At 47.4% G+C, this 15,772-nt stretch carries 15 protein-coding genes, 1 tRNA gene and 1 pseudogene; 4 read left to right on the plus strand and 13 right to left on the minus strand.

The window, feature by feature from the left end; all coding sequences use genetic code 11:
• Nucleotides 1-471 precede the first annotated feature (471 nt).
• The 5 genes and pseudogenes from tnpA to H8S11_RS13095 form a co-directional block, all read right to left on the minus strand.
• A pseudogene (gene tnpA / locus H8S11_RS13080) lies at nucleotides 472-933 on the minus strand (IS200/IS605 family transposase).
• 606 nt (nucleotides 934-1,539) lie between these two features.
• Nucleotides 1,540-1,740, minus strand: a complete 201-nt coding sequence (locus H8S11_RS14015; RefSeq protein WP_243201062.1) for a hypothetical protein — start codon at nucleotides 1,738-1,740, stop codon at nucleotides 1,540-1,542.
• Nucleotides 1,741-2,241: 501 nt separating this feature from the next.
• A complete protein-coding gene (locus H8S11_RS14115) occupies nucleotides 2,242-2,370 on the minus strand; it encodes a hypothetical protein (RefSeq protein ID WP_279287592.1) in 129 nt (42 codons plus the stop codon).
• Nucleotides 2,371-2,430: 60 nt separating this feature from the next.
• On the minus strand, nucleotides 2,431-2,628 hold the full coding sequence (locus H8S11_RS13090; RefSeq protein WP_186853432.1) for a helix-turn-helix domain-containing protein: 198 nt from the start codon (nucleotides 2,626-2,628) through the stop codon (nucleotides 2,431-2,433).
• Between the two features lie 979 nt (nucleotides 2,629-3,607).
• On the minus strand, nucleotides 3,608-4,633 hold the full coding sequence (locus tag H8S11_RS13095; RefSeq protein ID WP_186853433.1) for a LysR family transcriptional regulator: 1,026 nt from the start codon (nucleotides 4,631-4,633) through the stop codon (nucleotides 3,608-3,610).
• A gap of 153 nt (nucleotides 4,634-4,786) precedes the next feature.
• Here H8S11_RS13095 and H8S11_RS13100 point away from each other — a divergent pair, with 153 nt between their 5' ends.
• The 3 genes from H8S11_RS13100 (at nucleotide 4,787) to H8S11_RS13110 (ending at nucleotide 7,957) form a co-directional block, all read left to right on the plus strand.
• Nucleotides 4,787-5,803, plus strand: coding sequence for an NHL repeat-containing protein (locus tag H8S11_RS13100; protein ID WP_186853434.1), 1,017 nt, complete (start codon nucleotides 4,787-4,789; stop codon nucleotides 5,801-5,803).
• A 33-nt stretch (nucleotides 5,804-5,836) separates the two neighbouring features.
• Entirely contained in the window at nucleotides 5,837-6,541 is a 705-nt protein-coding gene (locus H8S11_RS13105; RefSeq protein ID WP_186853435.1) for an RraA family protein, read from the plus strand.
• Nucleotides 6,542-6,634: 93 nt separating this feature from the next.
• Nucleotides 6,635-7,957 (plus strand): CitMHS family transporter, encoded by a 1,323-nt coding sequence (locus H8S11_RS13110; RefSeq protein ID WP_186853436.1) that lies wholly within the window; start codon nucleotides 6,635-6,637, stop codon nucleotides 7,955-7,957.
• Nucleotides 7,958-8,842: 885 nt separating this feature from the next.
• Here H8S11_RS13110 and H8S11_RS13115 read toward each other — a convergent pair.
• From H8S11_RS13115 to H8S11_RS13140, 7 genes are all read right to left on the minus strand, one after another.
• Nucleotides 8,843-9,103, minus strand: coding sequence for a hypothetical protein (locus H8S11_RS13115; protein WP_186853437.1), 261 nt, complete (start codon nucleotides 9,101-9,103; stop codon nucleotides 8,843-8,845).
• Nucleotides 9,104-9,117: 14 nt separating this feature from the next.
• On the minus strand, nucleotides 9,118-9,240 hold the full coding sequence (locus tag H8S11_RS14120; RefSeq protein ID WP_279287593.1) for a hypothetical protein: 123 nt from the start codon (nucleotides 9,238-9,240) through the stop codon (nucleotides 9,118-9,120).
• Nucleotides 9,241-9,329: 89 nt separating this feature from the next.
• Nucleotides 9,330-9,815 carry a hypothetical protein gene (locus tag H8S11_RS13120; protein WP_186853438.1) on the minus strand — a complete coding sequence of 162 codons (486 nt, stop codon included), beginning with the start codon at nucleotides 9,813-9,815 and terminating at the stop codon, nucleotides 9,330-9,332.
• An 11-nt stretch (nucleotides 9,816-9,826) separates the two neighbouring features.
• Nucleotides 9,827-10,561 (minus strand): hypothetical protein, encoded by a 735-nt coding sequence (locus H8S11_RS14020; RefSeq protein WP_243201063.1) that lies wholly within the window; start codon nucleotides 10,559-10,561, stop codon nucleotides 9,827-9,829.
• Nucleotides 10,562-11,169: 608 nt separating this feature from the next.
• Entirely contained in the window at nucleotides 11,170-13,548 is a 2,379-nt protein-coding gene (locus tag H8S11_RS13130; RefSeq protein WP_186853439.1) for an AAA family ATPase, read from the minus strand.
• Nucleotides 13,549-13,796: 248 nt separating this feature from the next.
• A complete protein-coding gene (locus tag H8S11_RS13135) occupies nucleotides 13,797-14,612 on the minus strand; it encodes a recombinase family protein (protein ID WP_243201065.1) in 816 nt (271 codons plus the stop codon).
• A gap of 238 nt (nucleotides 14,613-14,850) precedes the next feature.
• Nucleotides 14,851-14,924: transfer RNA gene (locus H8S11_RS13140), tRNA-Gly, on the minus strand.
• 181 nt (nucleotides 14,925-15,105) lie between these two features.
• Here H8S11_RS13140 and H8S11_RS13145 point away from each other — a divergent pair.
• A complete protein-coding gene (locus H8S11_RS13145; protein ID WP_366461182.1) occupies nucleotides 15,106-15,480 on the plus strand; it encodes a desulfoferrodoxin family protein in 375 nt (124 codons plus the stop codon).
• A 130-nt stretch (nucleotides 15,481-15,610) separates the two neighbouring features.
• On the opposite strand, the gene H8S11_RS14325 is transcribed toward H8S11_RS13145, so the two are convergent.
• The gene (locus tag H8S11_RS14325) at nucleotides 15,611-15,763 is read right to left on the minus strand and encodes an S-layer homology domain-containing protein (RefSeq protein WP_366461183.1); all 153 of its coding nucleotides are present in this window, start codon (nucleotides 15,761-15,763) and stop codon (nucleotides 15,611-15,613) included.
• Nucleotides 15,764-15,772 lie beyond the last annotated feature (9 nt).

The raw sequence follows: 15,772 nt of genomic DNA on the forward strand, positions 1-15,772 counted from the left end.
TCTAGCGATATAGCTGACGTAGTTATCCCGCTTAGCAATCTGGTCGTATTTGTCCTCCAGCATGTGGGTGATGAACTCAGAAGCGTTGCTACGCGGGGAACTGTCTGATAGTCCTCGTACTCGAACAGCCTGCGGCTCAGCGGGAACTCTCGCAAGAGCTACACCACCATCTCCGCTGCTTCGCCATGGCGGGAAGCCGTTCATGCCCCGGCGCCACACGCTGGGCGCCCTATCGGGTCGCCATGCAGCGGACGTAGTTGTGTAGATGGGAGGCGGCGCCCTCCGAGCCGCCCTTGAGGAAGGGGCACTTGAATATGACATGGGGTATCGGCGTTCACTCCCACCCATCTGTTTTCAAAAAATGAACACAACCACCAGCTTTGCTGGTGGTTGTCACTATGCGGGCATAGCCCTCTGTTCCTCGCGGACGCGTACAACGCGTAATACGGTCTGCCAGCTACGTGAGGACTGTTACTTGCCGCCCGTAAACGGGCTGCCAGATGGGATTCTCAGTTGCTCTCCCATCTCGTCCTCTTTTAGCTGATTCCTCACGTACTCTGCAATTCGGCTCTCGTTTTTCCCTACTGTATCCACATAGTGCCCTCTGCACCAAAATTCTTGGTTCCGGTACTTGTATTTCAACTCGCCGAATTGCTCATACAGCATTGTACTGCTCTTCCCTTTCAGATACCCCATAAAATGCGATACCGACATTTTCGGTGGTATCTCTATGAACGGATGAATGTGGTTTGGGCACGCTTCCGCTTCTATGATCTTTACCCCTTTCCACTCACATAACTGCCACAGTATTTTTCCTATTGCTACTTTCTTTTCTTAGTAAAATACCTTCCTACGGTACTTTGGCGCAAATACAATATGATATTTGCAATTCCACCGGGTGTGGGATAAACTATTGATGTCATTCAGTCCCATCTGGATGTCCTCCTTTTGCTATCTTTTGTGCAGTTGGCAGACCGCACTTCTATTATAGCAAAGGGAGTTTTTTTATCTTTTACATCGCCTTAACACATTTGAAACCGTGGATCCGCTGGAACTGCGGCATTTCCCGACCAGCAAATAGCAGATTTGATGACACCATCCAAAAAGTGACAGCATTGGTCCTCCAAAAAGATGCGGAAAAGCGGTTGAAATCCTTTCAAAACTGCATCCCTGGCCTGCGTTGCGGGACGGTGTGTGGGGCCGTGATAGCACAGCTTTATCCCGCACACTTTTCGACTCCTCGGTTCATTCGCATATTTGTGCCTCTGGGTGTGGCGGGCCCTTGCAGCATACGGTCGCAACACTGGGACCTGCCCCACATATAGGGCAGGGGCTGCTCCGCACGCTAAAGCGGCACATGGGGCGGCACAGGCTACGCGGGCGGGTATTCCGGCCCTGCGTACAAACGAGAAAGTCCGGAGCTTTTTCGCTCCAGCCTCCCTGGGTGGGAGATCAGCGTGGGACCGCACCCTGCTCCAATATCTCCAGTGCTCCGACCACAGCCTTCGGCTCAGAGCGCAGTTCCTCCCAGGTCAGGAGCTACTTGTCGTCCTCCCCCTCTGCCTCCGGGTCCAGGAATCCGCTCAACTCATCCGTCTGGATGACCGCTTCCTCCAGCAGAGTCTGCCGGCGCTCTGCGTGTTCCGCCGATACCGGCTCCCAGAAGAGCTTCCATACCTGCCCCATCCTGTGGACGGTCTCGTCTCCGTTGACCGTCAGGGCGTCCTCCATGCCGCACAAATCTGTGATGGTCCTGGTCAGCTCCAGCAGAGCAGTGCGGCTCTCCTAACGCCTTCGAACAATTTATGACCTCGCTACATAAGTCACTTTTGTTCTTTTATTTATCTACACTATTGTACAGTATCACCCTTTATCAAAATGTTCATATTGTCCACAGAGATTCTTATATAGACTATATGTTATAGAAAATTATCGGTTTCTGAATTTAGTTAGCAGAGTCTTGAAGAACTGACTTATGACAATCACTTTGATCTCCAATGTAAATAGTTGAGAAAAGCAAACCGTCGCAGGACAAACTCTGCAACGGTTCTATCATTAGAGTATGATTTGCTTTTAATGCACAACACTACTTTTAGTGAAACTCATTTTATATTGACTTAGAAAAAAGGTGCTGTAGAAAAACAGGTTAAACTTTTTGAGTATGAAAAGTGTATCTCATTTTTATATCAGTTGCAATTATTTCTGCTTACAGTTACTCCATTTCGAAGAAACAAGCTTTCTCTATTTTTGAAAATCCAAGGGGGCGTTTTTAATAATTAAATCAAAATCTAATGCATCTATTAATTCTTTTGCGCGCATTCCTTCGTGATATGCTAATCCAGGCCCCAAAAGTCTAAAAAGTCGTTTCATCTTTCTTTTCCCTTTTGACCCTGTAGGAATAGGACACGGTGCAATTCCTAAAAACTTATCTTAAAGCTCTAAACTATCCAGCCACTCGTCGAAGGACTTTCTGGAGATCCGGATGGCTGTGCCGATGCGTACGCTTTTGAAGTACCCTTTCTTGACCAGGGTATAGGTAGATGACCGCCCGATATGGAGGACCGTTGCAATCTCTTCCACCGTATAGGCGCGGGTCTGGGGCTGCAATTCTTTCTCTTTTTGTTCCATGATTTTACCTCCTGATATGTCGCCGGATGGGCCGTTTTGATGCCGTTATGCCGGGCAGCAAATCCTCCTTCCTGCTAATTTCTTGCTAATACGACTTTTGAAAAGCGGTTAAAAGCAGGGGATTATAGGGACAATTTGCGATTAGGTGTATCCGCCGTACAGCATGATATGAAACGAGAAGAAACTGTAGAGGAAGTAGAGAAGAACACAGAATGGGAACGCCATACTCCACAGACTCCATCTGCGCAGTGGTGTGGAGAAGTTCCCGCACCGCTTCGGCCTGCATGGGGAGTCCAGCAGTGTGGACGAGATGTTCTTCCCCGATCTGCTGGCGAACTTCCGTCCAGCGGCGGTCTGCCTGATACGCCGGACTGCGTTATCAATCCAGTTCAGATGGCGTGCGGTCTCCTCCAGCTGACGGGCGGCGGCGTACAGTGCGAGGCCGTTGCGCATCCATTGGGTGGTGTGACCGCATCTTCATCGAGGACTGAGAGGAGCGAGATGGTTGCGTGGGCGATGATATCACACACATGGACGGGGACGATCGTTTTCGTATTCATGTTTTCCTTCCTTTTTGATTCAGTGTTTGGTAGTGTGTGCTACTGTCAAACACGATGCTCCTTTGCGGTTGGAAAAGCTATTCAGCAAACCCACCGAACTTTTTGCTGTGGTTTCGCTTATGATTGACAGTTTCCAGAGCAGAGGGTGGCTGTGTTCAGCCGCCCCCTGCTCCAATCGTTTTGGATCGTCTCTACGGGTCCTTCTCTTGCCGTCTGAGGGGCGAGTGTTGCGCCTCCTTAGGCTCTACAGTTAATACAGGTATTTTGCTCCCTGCTCGTAATCGTCAAATGTAGTTAAATTAAGATCCCGCCACTTAGTGGCGAGGTCTTAACGTTTATAAAATTGTGGTTTTGACTATTTGGGAACTAAAAAGTGAAAGAATCTTTTGTATTCTTTCATTCTATAAAATCAAATCTAATCACATGGTCCACTCCAAATTACATAGCGACAACAATTCTAAAAATTTCCTGGCCGTCCAGGGTAGGTGGCGATCAGCACTATAGGCTACATATACCTGACTTTGTTTATCAAAATCTCGCAGGGGGACCAGTACCACCTGGTCGTACAGATTTTTTACAGCTAAACATATCCTACCAGTCACTTCAAAAGTAAAGGCTATCCCCATCCCTTTGGCACACAGGTGAAGCAGGCTGTTCATCTCATTGAGTTGGATTAGAGGCGCCGCATTCACTCCCAGATGGTCTAAGTATAGATCGGTCAGATTCCGGCTTTGGGTCCCGACAATATTCATCAGCAATGGCTCCTCGCTTAATAATGCACGCAGGTCCGTCCTAGTGAGTTTTTCTGGGTCATATGCCATCCCTCTGCGGGCTAGAATCTCACGGGGGATGACAAGGCAGAAACGATTATCAAAATTCTGAGCAGCACGTATCCCTGGGGGTAGCCCACTGCTGAAGTTGCATATTGTCAAATCTAAGTGTCCAGCTAATAGGTCGGACAGCAACCCCTTAGACTGTCCCGTGCGAATGTCTAATTCAATATACGGGTTCTCCTGATGAAACCGAGGAAGAAGTTCAGGTAGGATAGCTCGTTGTAAAAAAACAGTAAAGCCTATCGTAAGTTTGCCTCGCCTGTGCATACAAATCTCATCCAACTCTACTGCCAGCTCCCGCTCACCTTGAATTACTTCTCTGGCAAAACGATGGAAACGCTCACCCGCATAAGTTAACTGCAGTTTTGGCGTGCGCTGGAATAATTTGACATCATAGGCGCCTTCCAAACGACGAATCTGTTCACTGACTGCTTGCGGAGAAGTAAACAGATTTTGAGCCGCCTGTGTGATACTCCCTGACTCTACCACGGCGACGAAATATTTTAGGTTCATGAGGTTCATTTTATGCCTCATCTCCTTCCAACTTTTTATTATATGTGCTTTTATCTTAAATAACAAGATTTTTCTTGTTATTTCATTCATAAAATTCATGATTTTCTTTTTGTAAAATATGTTATAAAATTGCAATGTCAAAGCCAAGTGTTATTGAACAAAACACCGAATTACTTTGTTCAGTACACGGCCCTAATAATTCCTGGCCAGGAAACCAAAAGGGAACAATATTGACAGAAAAGGAGCAATTATATGAAGGAGATCGTCTGTTCTTTTGACAGGCCACATTCTTTCTCAGAACTGTTCCAGCTAGGATCCATGTCCTTTCAGGTAGATGTAGAGTGGGCTAAATGGCCTGATGAATTTATGGGGATCCATGTCATGAACACTTGCTGGGGAGACGATGGTTTTCTTTATGCTGCCACCGACCGCAGCGAGGCACCTATTGTAGTGATGGATGGAAAAGGGCAGTTTGTCAGGGCTATAGGTCAGGGGCTATTCCAAAAAGCGCATAGTGTCTTTTGTACTGCTAAGGATACCCTGATTGTAGCTGACGCAGGCAAGAACTCCCACTTCATTAGGGAAATTACGCCCCAAGGCCAACTTGTGCGTACCTTCGGGACCCCTGGTGTTCCGGGAAACAGCGGCTATGAGTTCGACTATTTCATTACCATGGAGGCAGAAAATCGTCAGCCCACGCAGCATCCTTGGTGCACCGATCCAAAAGCTATGGCCCGTCTGGACAGTATCCAAAAGCGAGGTGGCCCCTTCTGCCGTCCTTGTGCTATGCTTCTCTCAGATGATGGTATGTATTACGCTGCAGACGGCTATGGGAACTGTGCTGTCCACCGCTTTGATTCCAATGGGAATTATTTAGATTCCTGGGGATCCCCCGGTACTGAGCCTGGCGCCTTTCGTATCGTCCACGCGATACTCATAGACCGCTTTGACAGGGTATGGGTAGCCGACCGTGAGAATTGCCGAGTCCAACTATTTACCCGCACTGGAGATTTACTGGCTGTCACTAAAGGCGGAATGTCACGGGCCGGCGGGATTTGGGCTGATGCTAAATTCCTCTATGTAGGAGAATTGGACGGGGGTCTTACTCTTATTGATCTGGAACGACTGGAGGTAGTCGGACAGACTGCTGGTGCCGGCCAATTCTTCCGCATCCACGGTATTACCGGCGACTCAGCAGGAAACCTCTATCTGTCCACTAATAAATGGGGCCCTAATCAAAACAATCTAATTAGGCTAGTCCGGGTTTGACCTGGCAGCCTCTTATCAGAAAGGAGAACAATTATGAGCGTCGGTAACCGTATTTTTCTGCAACGTAATCTGCCAGATCCTAAAATAATGGAGCAATTTCGCAACCTGCCAGCCGCTAATGTGGCAGACACTATGGGACGTTCCTGCGCACTGTGCAGTGAGATTCACCTGATTAACCGCCCCAAGGACTCCATTATGGTAGGTGCCGCTCTGACAGTAAAGGCCCGCCCTGGAGATAACTTGTTCATTCACCGGGCTCTGGACTTAGCCGGGGAGAATGATGTAGTCGTTGTTTCCAATGAAGGGGACAGATCTCAGTCTCTAATGGGAGAGATTATGGCTGTATACGCAGAGCATACCCGTAAAATTCGGGGTATCGTCTTGGATGGTCCAATCCGTGACGTGGACGAACTGTCCAAGATGGAGCATATGTTCCTCTACGCTACCGGCTCCACCCCAGGCGGTCCCTATAAGGAGGGGCCAGGAGAGATCAATGTTCCAATTTCCGTAGGTAACATTGCGGTTAATCCTGGAGACATTGTTTTAGGGGATGCTGACGGTGTCATCATTATTCCTCGGAAAGATGCCGACAAAATTTTGGAAACCGCTATCCCATTTGCCGTTGCTGACGCAGGGAAAGTAGATGCTGCTCGTACCGGCAAAGCAAATCGCCAATGGGTAGCGGACACCCTGGAGAAGAAGGGTGTAGAGATCATCGACGATGTATATCACGGGTAAATCTCCAGATAACATCGGCGCGTTGTACCACAGGTTGAATTCAGATCTCTGCTCGTTACTCTGGAAGCATATAAAAACGTTAGGAGGGTCTTTATGTCAGGACTAGCTCTAATTGGCTACTTGATGATTTTTTCCCTGATGGTCATAATCATTACCAAGAAAATGAGCGCCTTTTCCGCACTGATTTTGATTCCCCTGGTCTTTGGTATCATCGCTTGTATCTATAACGGCGAAAATCCATTTGTCTTGGGCTCCTATATCAGTGACGGGATTGCCGGTATCGTCGGTACCTTTACCACTGTACTTTTTGCTATTACATACTTCGGTCTTATGTTTGCCGCAGGCCTATTTAATCCTATCGTAGATAAAATTGTCAAGGTCGTTCACGGTGACCCGCTCCGGGTCCTAGTAGGCACCGCCGCAATGGCTATGTTGGTAGCCTTGGATGGAGATGGCAGCACCACATATATCATCTGTGCTACTGCTTTAGTCCCCATCTATGATTTGCTAAAAATCAAAAAGTTGTATCTCTGCTGCCTAATGATTCTTTCTGCTTGCATTATGGATATGATGCCCTGGGGTGGTCCTACGGTTCGTGCCATGGTCACTTGCGGGCTAACCTCCGATGTTATGTTCCGTTCACTGCTACCCAGTATGATTTGTGGAGCTCTCTATGTGCTTGCGTTGGCTGCTTATTTTGGTATCAAGGAACGCAAGCGTTTGGGTATCATTGACGTTTCTGGCAGCCAAGGAAGCTATGAATTCCGCCGCCAACTCAGCGAAGATGAGCTTTCACAGCGCCGTCCCAAACTGTGGGCTTTCAACCTAATTCTTACTCTTGCTCTGATGGTATTGCTAGTCGCTGGTCTGCTCAGCGCCAATGTTACCTTTGCCATTGGCTGTGGCATTACTCTGGTAGTCAACTGGCATGATTCAGGTATGCAGATGAAATTAGTCAAGACAAAGGGGCACGAGTACGTTACTACCTTGGCAATGATGGCCAGTGCAGCTGTACTGGTGGGTATTATGAGCGGAACCGGTATCTCTGATGCCATTGCTCATCACCTCTCTGAGTTAATTCCCGAGGCACTAGGAAATCACTTCCCGGCATTGCTAGCTCTTATCTCTCTGCCTGGCGACTGGTTTTTGTCGGTGGATTCCTTCTATTATGGCGTGCTACCCATTCTATCAGAGGCTGGCTATGCCTATGGCTTCACCAGTGTGAATATAGCCATCGCCTCTATCATGGGGCAAGCTATCCATATGTGTAGCCCATTGGTTGGATCCTTCTATGTAGCCCTTAATCTTACTGGTCAGGACATGATTAGTGTACAGAAAATAGTGGTCCGCTGGGGGCTTGGGCTATTTGTAGCATTCTGTATTGGCGCGGTAGCTACTGGTGCCTTCCCTCTATAAGGATAAAGGGTACTGTTCTCAAAAGATATTTAGCTAGTTTATTGTATCCTACAGTCATAATAGGAAAACCTGGAGTATGCTCAGAATCAAAAAAATTAGGCGAAACAGTTAAAGGTATCCGGATTTGTGAGATATTGATATAGTAACAGGCAGGGGACAAAAATTTGTCCCCCGCCTGTTTTATAATAATATTATTTTGTAGGTGTGGCTGAAACCCTCTTCATCGTGATGGCGTTGTCCTACTGGTTGCAGGTGATGGCACCGTACAGTTTTCTCCACAGACAGTCCATGTAGGACACATGGTCTTTCTCCCCCTGGATGTATTCCTCTAGAGCTTTTGTAGACTGGCCAGTAAATATTTTTCTGGAAGGAACAGCTTTTCAGCTTCCCGTCTGTGGTCTGCGGAGCTTACTGTATCGTCATATGCATTACCCGCCTCTGATGATATTGGTATCCTGATTATCAGTCATGGGGGGGGGATCGGGCGCGGTCACGGAGAGGGAATGGCGCAACCACCCCGCAGTGGATCATCTGTGCCAGTTGGACTCAGCTCTCAGCAGTCTCCAGTAGTTCCTTTTCCTCCATTTTATAAGTTTACCGCTCTTTGCAACTGACCACACAATGCCACATCCCCGCGGGAAAAGCCATTCAAAAAATCCAACGAGAAATGCGCCCTCGCTTTGACGTAGACACCCAGGTCACATGGTCGGCCCGGTGGGCGGCTACAGATCCTCTGCCATGACCTGGGCGCTGTATTCCGCAAGGCCCATGCCCGTCTACTCCTGACAGTAGTCCTCTATCTTCCGTTGCAGGACTTCCTTTTCAGCCGCGTTGAGGTGATAGGAGAGGACCGTTCCACTGCCGTCCGCCGGTGGAGTGCGATCTCTAATCGCAGACCTGACCGGATGCCATATCGTAGTTGGCGTAGACATTCAGACAGTCGCCGTTCTTTGTAGTGCAGACCTGAGTCCCGAAAACCGCATCCACGTCGAAGGACGTCTCCAGGTAAAAATTCAGGAGGCTGTCCACCTCGGAGATATCCTCCGCCTGGTATAGCATCTGTTCAAAAGAGGAGGCCCCGCACTCTCCCCGCAGGTAGGAGCGTAGGAGCCGGACGGCATCTAGGAACTCTAGAGTCCGTTCCATCTGAAGACAGGGTCCTATCCAGACTCCCGGATGTGGAAAACGGCGAACCGCTTTGCGGCCTCCAGTTCCTGCAGGGCCTGCTGATTCCCCTGCCAGAGCTTCCGGCTGACGTAGCTGTACTCCCGCTCAGGGACCAACTCATTGATGAGCAGGTCCAGATAGTCCCCGAGCTTATCCTACACGGTCTCATCCTTTAGCTGACGATTCAGCGCATCCAATCTCTCCGTCAAAGGAGAGGATAATCTCGGTCTCCTGCATTTCTGGTACCTCCTCTTAACATAGCCCTGTGTGGACCAGGCATCTTAGCTTCCTCTATCGCTTGGGGAGTGTTTTGATCCAGACCCGGCTCACAGTAAAACTCATAAGGGCCAATCCTCCAGCGAATCCCAGGCAGGTCTAGAAAGCGGTCACCAGCGCGGTTCATGATCTCCAGATCGAATTCAATGGCGTTTTCCACTCCGAAGGGCATATCCCGGCCGCTTCTGTGATAGAGCACACAGACCGCCGGCCAGTCCGCCACCTCCAGGTAACTCTGTGAGAGACCCTGTACAGTTTGGTATCCATGACCTGCTCCGGGGTTGTCACCGCACCGGAGGTACAGCAGCTTTCGCTGGGGCCCGTTTCCCAGCCCAGAAGGATGCTGGTGAACCGGATCGGCGCAATCGCCGGTGTCACGTGGGGAGTATACGCTCCGCCCGGTCCAGCACATCATCCAGCTCGTTGCTACCCGCCGCCCAAGGCAGATAGGAGGACATATCCTCCAGCAAATCCCGGACGACGGCAATCTGACGCCTGCGTCTCCGTCTGTTGTGCGTTCCAGCTCTCCTCGGTCTCCCGCCGATATTGGCCAGCTAGGTCACGTTTTTCCCCGAACAGGGGCCGCACATGTGGGAAGCCATAGTGTTCCCCCTCCGCGGTCTCATCGTACCGGCCCAGTACATCGTGGAGCGGTACATCGCACATGGTGAAGAACTCACCGCGCACTGAGCAGGTCCGTTCGGACGGATTGACAGACTCTATAACGCCGCCCCGCAGTTCGAAATCGCCGGGGCCTCCATAATGTTCTGTGCCAACGAACAGCCCGGTTTGACCGCAGTTCCACTCCCATGTGACAAACTCAACTCCGTATCTGCTGGAGTGACCGGCAAGCACAGCGCCGTTAAACTCCGCCAGAAGCTTATAGTTCTCGCCCAGTCCATTTGCTTTCAGGTCTGGGGCCTGCTCGATGAGTGTCATGTACTCCCTGACCACACCGGCAATATCTGTAACCTGGCCTCGAGCCACTTCTGCTGCAGGGTCTGTAGTATCAGCGGATGCCGCCGCCCTCGGTGAGTTGGCACAGTCGGCGGTCATTCCATTCAATTGGCAGGAGCCCTTCTCCTCGGGCTGTACCGTGTAGCCGACTTTCTGGAGAGCGATTTCAATCTCCGTAAAATAGGAGTATTGTGCGTTGTTCATGTGATTCCTTCCCTCCTTGGCTTAGCAGGTCTTTTTTATTTGCGCAAGAAATCGAAAAAACCGGTCTGTTGATTCTCTGATACCAACAAACCGGGGCTCCATTTTTCGTATTCATTTTTTCTGCTGACCAGCGCCCTTTTTGATTTGAAGAGGGCACTGATTGCCATCTGAGTTTTCAATTCTCCGAAAACCGTAGTTCAAATCCATCCAGTTTGAAAAATTCTTGTCTGGCATCTTTTTTACCTTCAGAAATTTTACAAATAAAAAGCCGCAACACCTTGGAACAGTAAGCTTACAGCCCACTATATCCAAATTGTTGCGGCTTTTTGGCAAGGGGTAACAATCCAAATCCTCTCAGGTCGTTTGCAATTTTTCTTGAGAAGCATCCAACCGGCCTTCTGGTCGGCGGCGCCTTTGCGCCGTACAAGCGTTTTGCCACAGGCAAAACCTTGACGCAGGGCGAATTCACTTCGCCCGAGCATTTCAATCACCGAAGGGTGGAGCGACCAACGGGAGCGAAACCCAAAAGAAAATGCGACTTGTCGAAACAAGTCGCATTTTCTTTTGCAAAGGACGGTTAAAATCGATATTTTGTTAAAGGTTCCGCTCTATTTCACATTTGTCATCCAATCATCCAATTCTTTCCGGGCATCTGGTAAATGAGACAGTACATGTGCAGGGTTAACACAATACATAAAACACAAGACATCTCTGGCAGTGCGTTGTTTCTCTGTTGTGGTAAGATGACTGAAGAAACTCATCTCTGGTGCTCCTTGTACATTTTCCTTAGTATGGCTTTCAGTATTCAAGACTAAGCGATACATGGAATTCTGAAAATATGCTCTTTTATTCTGATCAGGAATTAGCGCGAGAACCCGTGGATTCAGGCTAACTTTCTCGACACCCTCTTTAAATGTGAATGTTGCAAACGCTTCCAAGACTCGTCTTGTTGTGTTACCAATAGTTAGTTCCGCCGCAAAATCAGGATTACAACCATATTCATATACACAACGCATTAGCCGCGTATATTCATTATGAGACTCTGCCCTAAACAGGGTTACTGCCTTATTTAGAAGTTGGAACGAGCAGTACTCAGAGTGCTTCCCGATTCCAGCACAATTCGAAGAAATTTCAGCCAGGGCTTTCTGCAAATCAAACATCACACTCACATCATGCGTCATCATTAGGATTTTTGTTGTTGCACATGATGTAAGAACCTGATTTAGCTTATATCTTAAAAATGACAAAATTCCTACTCGATTTTCAACATCAAAACTTGAAACAGGATCATCAATAACCAAGAACATTTCATCATCGTATAGCTTTTGAAATTCTGTTCCTTTTGCAATTTCGGTAAAGAAATAGCTTAAGGCCAAAGCATTTCGTTCCCCACATGATATCTTATTCGGAGAAACATCTTTCCCATTTACTTTCAAATGGTACATTTGGTCGCTTCCAAGATATAATTGGAGTCTGGTATCACTATAGAAGATATAAGAAAGTGATTCGTTAATCTGCTCAACAGCGATTTGAAGGTTCTTTCGTTGTGCATCCAAAAGTTGACGCTCATCTAAAAGACCATTTTTAGCTTGAAGTGCCTTGGCCAACTCTTTCTCTGTGGTTTCCTTTGCTGTTCTCCGTGACATCAACGACTGATATTCAGAGTCAATTGTATAATGGGCAATCTCATCATTCAATTTCAAAAGTTCTTTCTCTGTAGTCTGCCTATTTGTAATAATTTGATTATAGGACGATCTTTTATCTTCTAACTTCACTAAAATATCATTCAGCTGTTTATATGCGGTTATTAAATCTGTGAAGGTATCATACTGTGCCAGAGAAAGGGGATTGGAAATTTTTGCTTGGACAACTTTATTGTGATTTCCAATTGCACTATTAACAGAGGATATTTGTAAGATTAATTTCCCAAAGAGTTCCAAATCCAAGACACTATAGTCCTGATAAAAATCTGCTTGGATTTCGGACAATATTAACTTTTTTAGCTCGTTGCGGTATTCCTCTACTTCGCGGTTCAAAATATTCTCAATTTGCTGTAACGATGCTACCCGATGTTCCTCAGATATTGGCTGTAAACAGGTTGGGCAAATCTTGTGCGATCTTACCGATAAGAACCCCCTTGCAGTTGAAAGCACATCAATGCCCATCGACTGAAGCAACTCCTGTTCACGCAAAGTCAATGTGGGTTTTTGTGGCACTTTTGCTAAAAGTATTTTTGCAGCTTCTACTATCTTTTCTGGAGACCCGATAGTTTGAATCTGTGAACTAATAGGTAATGCAGAGGCATCAGTACTATCAAAGACAACCAACAATTCATCAAGTTTTGCACGCGTTGTTGCCTCATCCATACGAGGTCTTAACTTACCAAGTCTATCTACTTCTATCTCTGTTACACGTGTCTTAATGTGGTTCTTTTTTATACGGAGGCCACTCATTTCAGCCCACCCGCCAGCGGCCTGTAATTTTTTAATAATTAAATTTTTCCAGTATTCTGGAGCCACCACATTAGTTGCTGAATTATACTGTTGGATAGACTCACTTTTGGAATCGATGTCAGTTTGAGCTTGAACAATCTGTTTCTCCAGTTCCTCCAACTGCTTTTCAAGTTCAACTTGTTTGCCAAATAGAACAATTGTCCCCAAACCGCTTTCCTGTACTTTTATATTTCGAGAAACATATGTTTCGTCAAAAACAAAGAATTTCTCGGCTTTCAATCCTGGCGACATTTTAATGATATCTGTTCCAACTACAGGAATTAAATCTACTGTTTTGGGTGTTGTTGACATTGCGTATTCTCTAAATCCCTGCGCAATCGTACTCTTACCACTCCCGTTAGCTCCATACACCAGTGCGACTCGGTTCTTTTTCGGTGCTTGATGAGTAGGGAACAAATCAAGTAAGGTAATCGTGTCAAAAAATGGAGATTTTATATTTATCCCCGTCATGCTGTCAATCGTTGTTGGCATCATAATCCCCTCCCCACGCATAAGTGCTTATAGGGATATTATACCAGACAGTATGCTGCAAGGATAGACTTAATTCGGGAGCATCTCGAAATATTCCACACATTGCAGTTCAATCTGTAAACTTCCATCAGACTGGACCAAAATGACATCAACCTTGTCTTTGATCTCATCTCCGTCGAATGTACTCAGTCCTACCTTCTCACAAAGGACTTCCTTGATTCTGTCCTACGATATAGAGGGCAGATCTTATATCACAACATCCACTCCATTTGTACTGTGTGTTTGATATGCCCTTTCCTCTCCTGCACCCTATCAAAAGTTTCTCGGTCAATGATGGGCTCATGAGCATTTTCCACCAAGTACATGGCAAGCTGCCCACTGTTCTTTTCTTTCTTTCCAGTCAGATAATCCGGTGTGAAGCTTTTCTGCATCAACACCTGTCCAATATACTTCTCATTACTCAGCATTCTGTCAATGGTGGAGGTACTCCACTCTGTCTTTCCAGTGACTGTCTTAATGCCATGGCTCTCCAGATATTTTTTGATCTTCCGTACCCCATTGCCTTGGATGTACAACTCAAAAATCTTTCGGACGACCTCGGCCTCCTCGGGAACGATTTGAAGCACACTGTCAGGGCCTTTGGTATAGCCAAGGAACTGGGTGTGATTGAGAAGCGTTTTGCCGCTCCTCATACGGTGACGGATGCCGAACTTGATGTTCTCACTACGGGACTGGCTTTCCGCCTGATCCAGAGCGGCATACTGGTCAATAATACTGTCGCTTACTGTCATGGTATTCAATCCTCCTGTTTCGATGTAGACACCAATATTCATCGTCCTAAGCCTCCTAATTTGTTCGATGGTTTCCAATGTATCTCGCCCGAATCGACTGAGAGACTTTAGAAGGATGAGGTCAATTTTCTTCTTCCTACAATCCCGCATCATCTGTTGGTACCCAGGTCGTTTATTTGGTCGCAGACCTGATGCGGTATCATAGTAAACTGCGACAAACTGCCAATAGGGATTCCTTTGGATGTAGTCCATGTAGAATTCGATTTGATTGTTCAAACTGTTCTGCTGTTCCTCATGGCTGGTGCTGGTACGACAGTGGGCCGCTACTCGAAGCTGCTGTGTCCAAATTGGTCCTGATTTTTGGCGCTGTGGAATCTCAATAACATTTTTGGGTATAACAAAACCTCCATGTTTCCTACTCATAATGCACATGAGCAGTATAATATGGAGGTTTTTACAAAAAGAAAAGCTACATTTCAGCCTCGTCAATAAGGCTAAAATGTAGCTTTTAACTTGGAGCAGGTGAAGGGAATCGAACCCTCGTGTTCAGCTTGGGAAGCTGACATTCTGCCATTGAACTACACCTGCAACTTGATAGCTTATATATGATAGCATAATCGTCTGTACTTTGCAAGGGAAAATTCTCATATTTTGAGGAACAATTCTTCCCCAAAATAATTGGATTATTTTGGAGTATTCCAATCTCTTTTCTTGACTTTCTCTTCTGGGCATACTATAATAAAATTATAAGCAAATAATGAGAGGAGTTATTATTATGAAATTTTATCGCTGTGAGCACTGCGGCAATATCATCACCTTTGTTCATTCCGCCGGCGTACCTGTCATGTGCTGTGGCCAGAAGATGACCGAGCTGGTTCCAGGCACCACTGACGGCGCCGCCGAGAAGCACGTACCTGTTGTGGAAGTTCAGGGCAGCACTGTTCAGGTCAAGGTAGGCTCTGTGGAGCATCCCATGCTGCCCGAGCATTTTATTCAGTTCATCGCCATCGAGACCAAACACGGCAGCCAAATCAAATATCTCCAACCTGGTGAGAAGCCGCAGGCCTCCTTTGTGCTGGCTGACGGCGATCAGCTGGTGGCCGCTTATGAGTACTGCAACCTCCATGGCCTTTGGAAAGCCTGAACCCATAGTTTCCATGAATCGCAATAGGCGGCGTGACTGTTTGTCGCGCCGCCTTTTTGTCTGCTGATTTTACGACAGCGCGGCCGCCCTGTAAGAAGGGCGGCCGCGCTATTGTCTTATTCCATAAGGATCATTCCGCCAGTTCCGTACAGAAGTTCATAAAGATCTGTGCTACCTCGGCACGGGTGGCCCCGGCGGTAGGCGCCAGGGTGTTGTTCCCCTTGCCGGACAGCAGACCGGCGTTTACCGCCCAGTCCATGGCCTTCACGGCATAGCTGGAGATGGAGGAGGC

It is taken from the genome of Flintibacter hominis, assembly GCF_014287965.1.
In the GTDB taxonomy this organism is placed as follows: domain Bacteria; phylum Bacillota; class Clostridia; order Oscillospirales; family Oscillospiraceae; genus Lawsonibacter; species Lawsonibacter aceti.

Coding starts and splice junctions, on each gene's coding strand:
- H8S11_RS14115 (WP_279287592.1), bottom strand. CDS start 2,370: ATGAAACGACTTTTTAGACTTTTGGGGCCTGGATTAGCATATCACGAA.
- H8S11_RS13090 (WP_186853432.1), bottom strand. CDS start 2,628: ATGGAACAAAAAGAGAAAGAATTGCAGCCCCAGACCCGCGCCTATACG.
- H8S11_RS13095 (WP_186853433.1), bottom strand. CDS start 4,633: ATGAATTTTATGAATGAAATAACAAGAAAAATCTTGTTATTTAAGATA.
- H8S11_RS13100 (WP_186853434.1), top strand. CDS start 4,787: ATGAAGGAGATCGTCTGTTCTTTTGACAGGCCACATTCTTTCTCAGAA.
- H8S11_RS13105 (WP_186853435.1), top strand. CDS start 5,837: ATGAGCGTCGGTAACCGTATTTTTCTGCAACGTAATCTGCCAGATCCT.
- H8S11_RS13110 (WP_186853436.1), top strand. CDS start 6,635: ATGTCAGGACTAGCTCTAATTGGCTACTTGATGATTTTTTCCCTGATG.
- H8S11_RS13115 (WP_186853437.1), bottom strand. CDS start 9,103: ATGGAACGGACTCTAGAGTTCCTAGATGCCGTCCGGCTCCTACGCTCC.
- H8S11_RS13120 (WP_186853438.1), bottom strand. CDS start 9,815: ATGATGTGCTGGACCGGGCGGAGCGTATACTCCCCACGTGACACCGGC.
- H8S11_RS14020 (WP_243201063.1), bottom strand. CDS start 10,561: ATGAACAACGCACAATACTCCTATTTTACGGAGATTGAAATCGCTCTC.
- H8S11_RS13130 (WP_186853439.1), bottom strand. CDS start 13,548: ATGATGCCAACAACGATTGACAGCATGACGGGGATAAATATAAAATCT.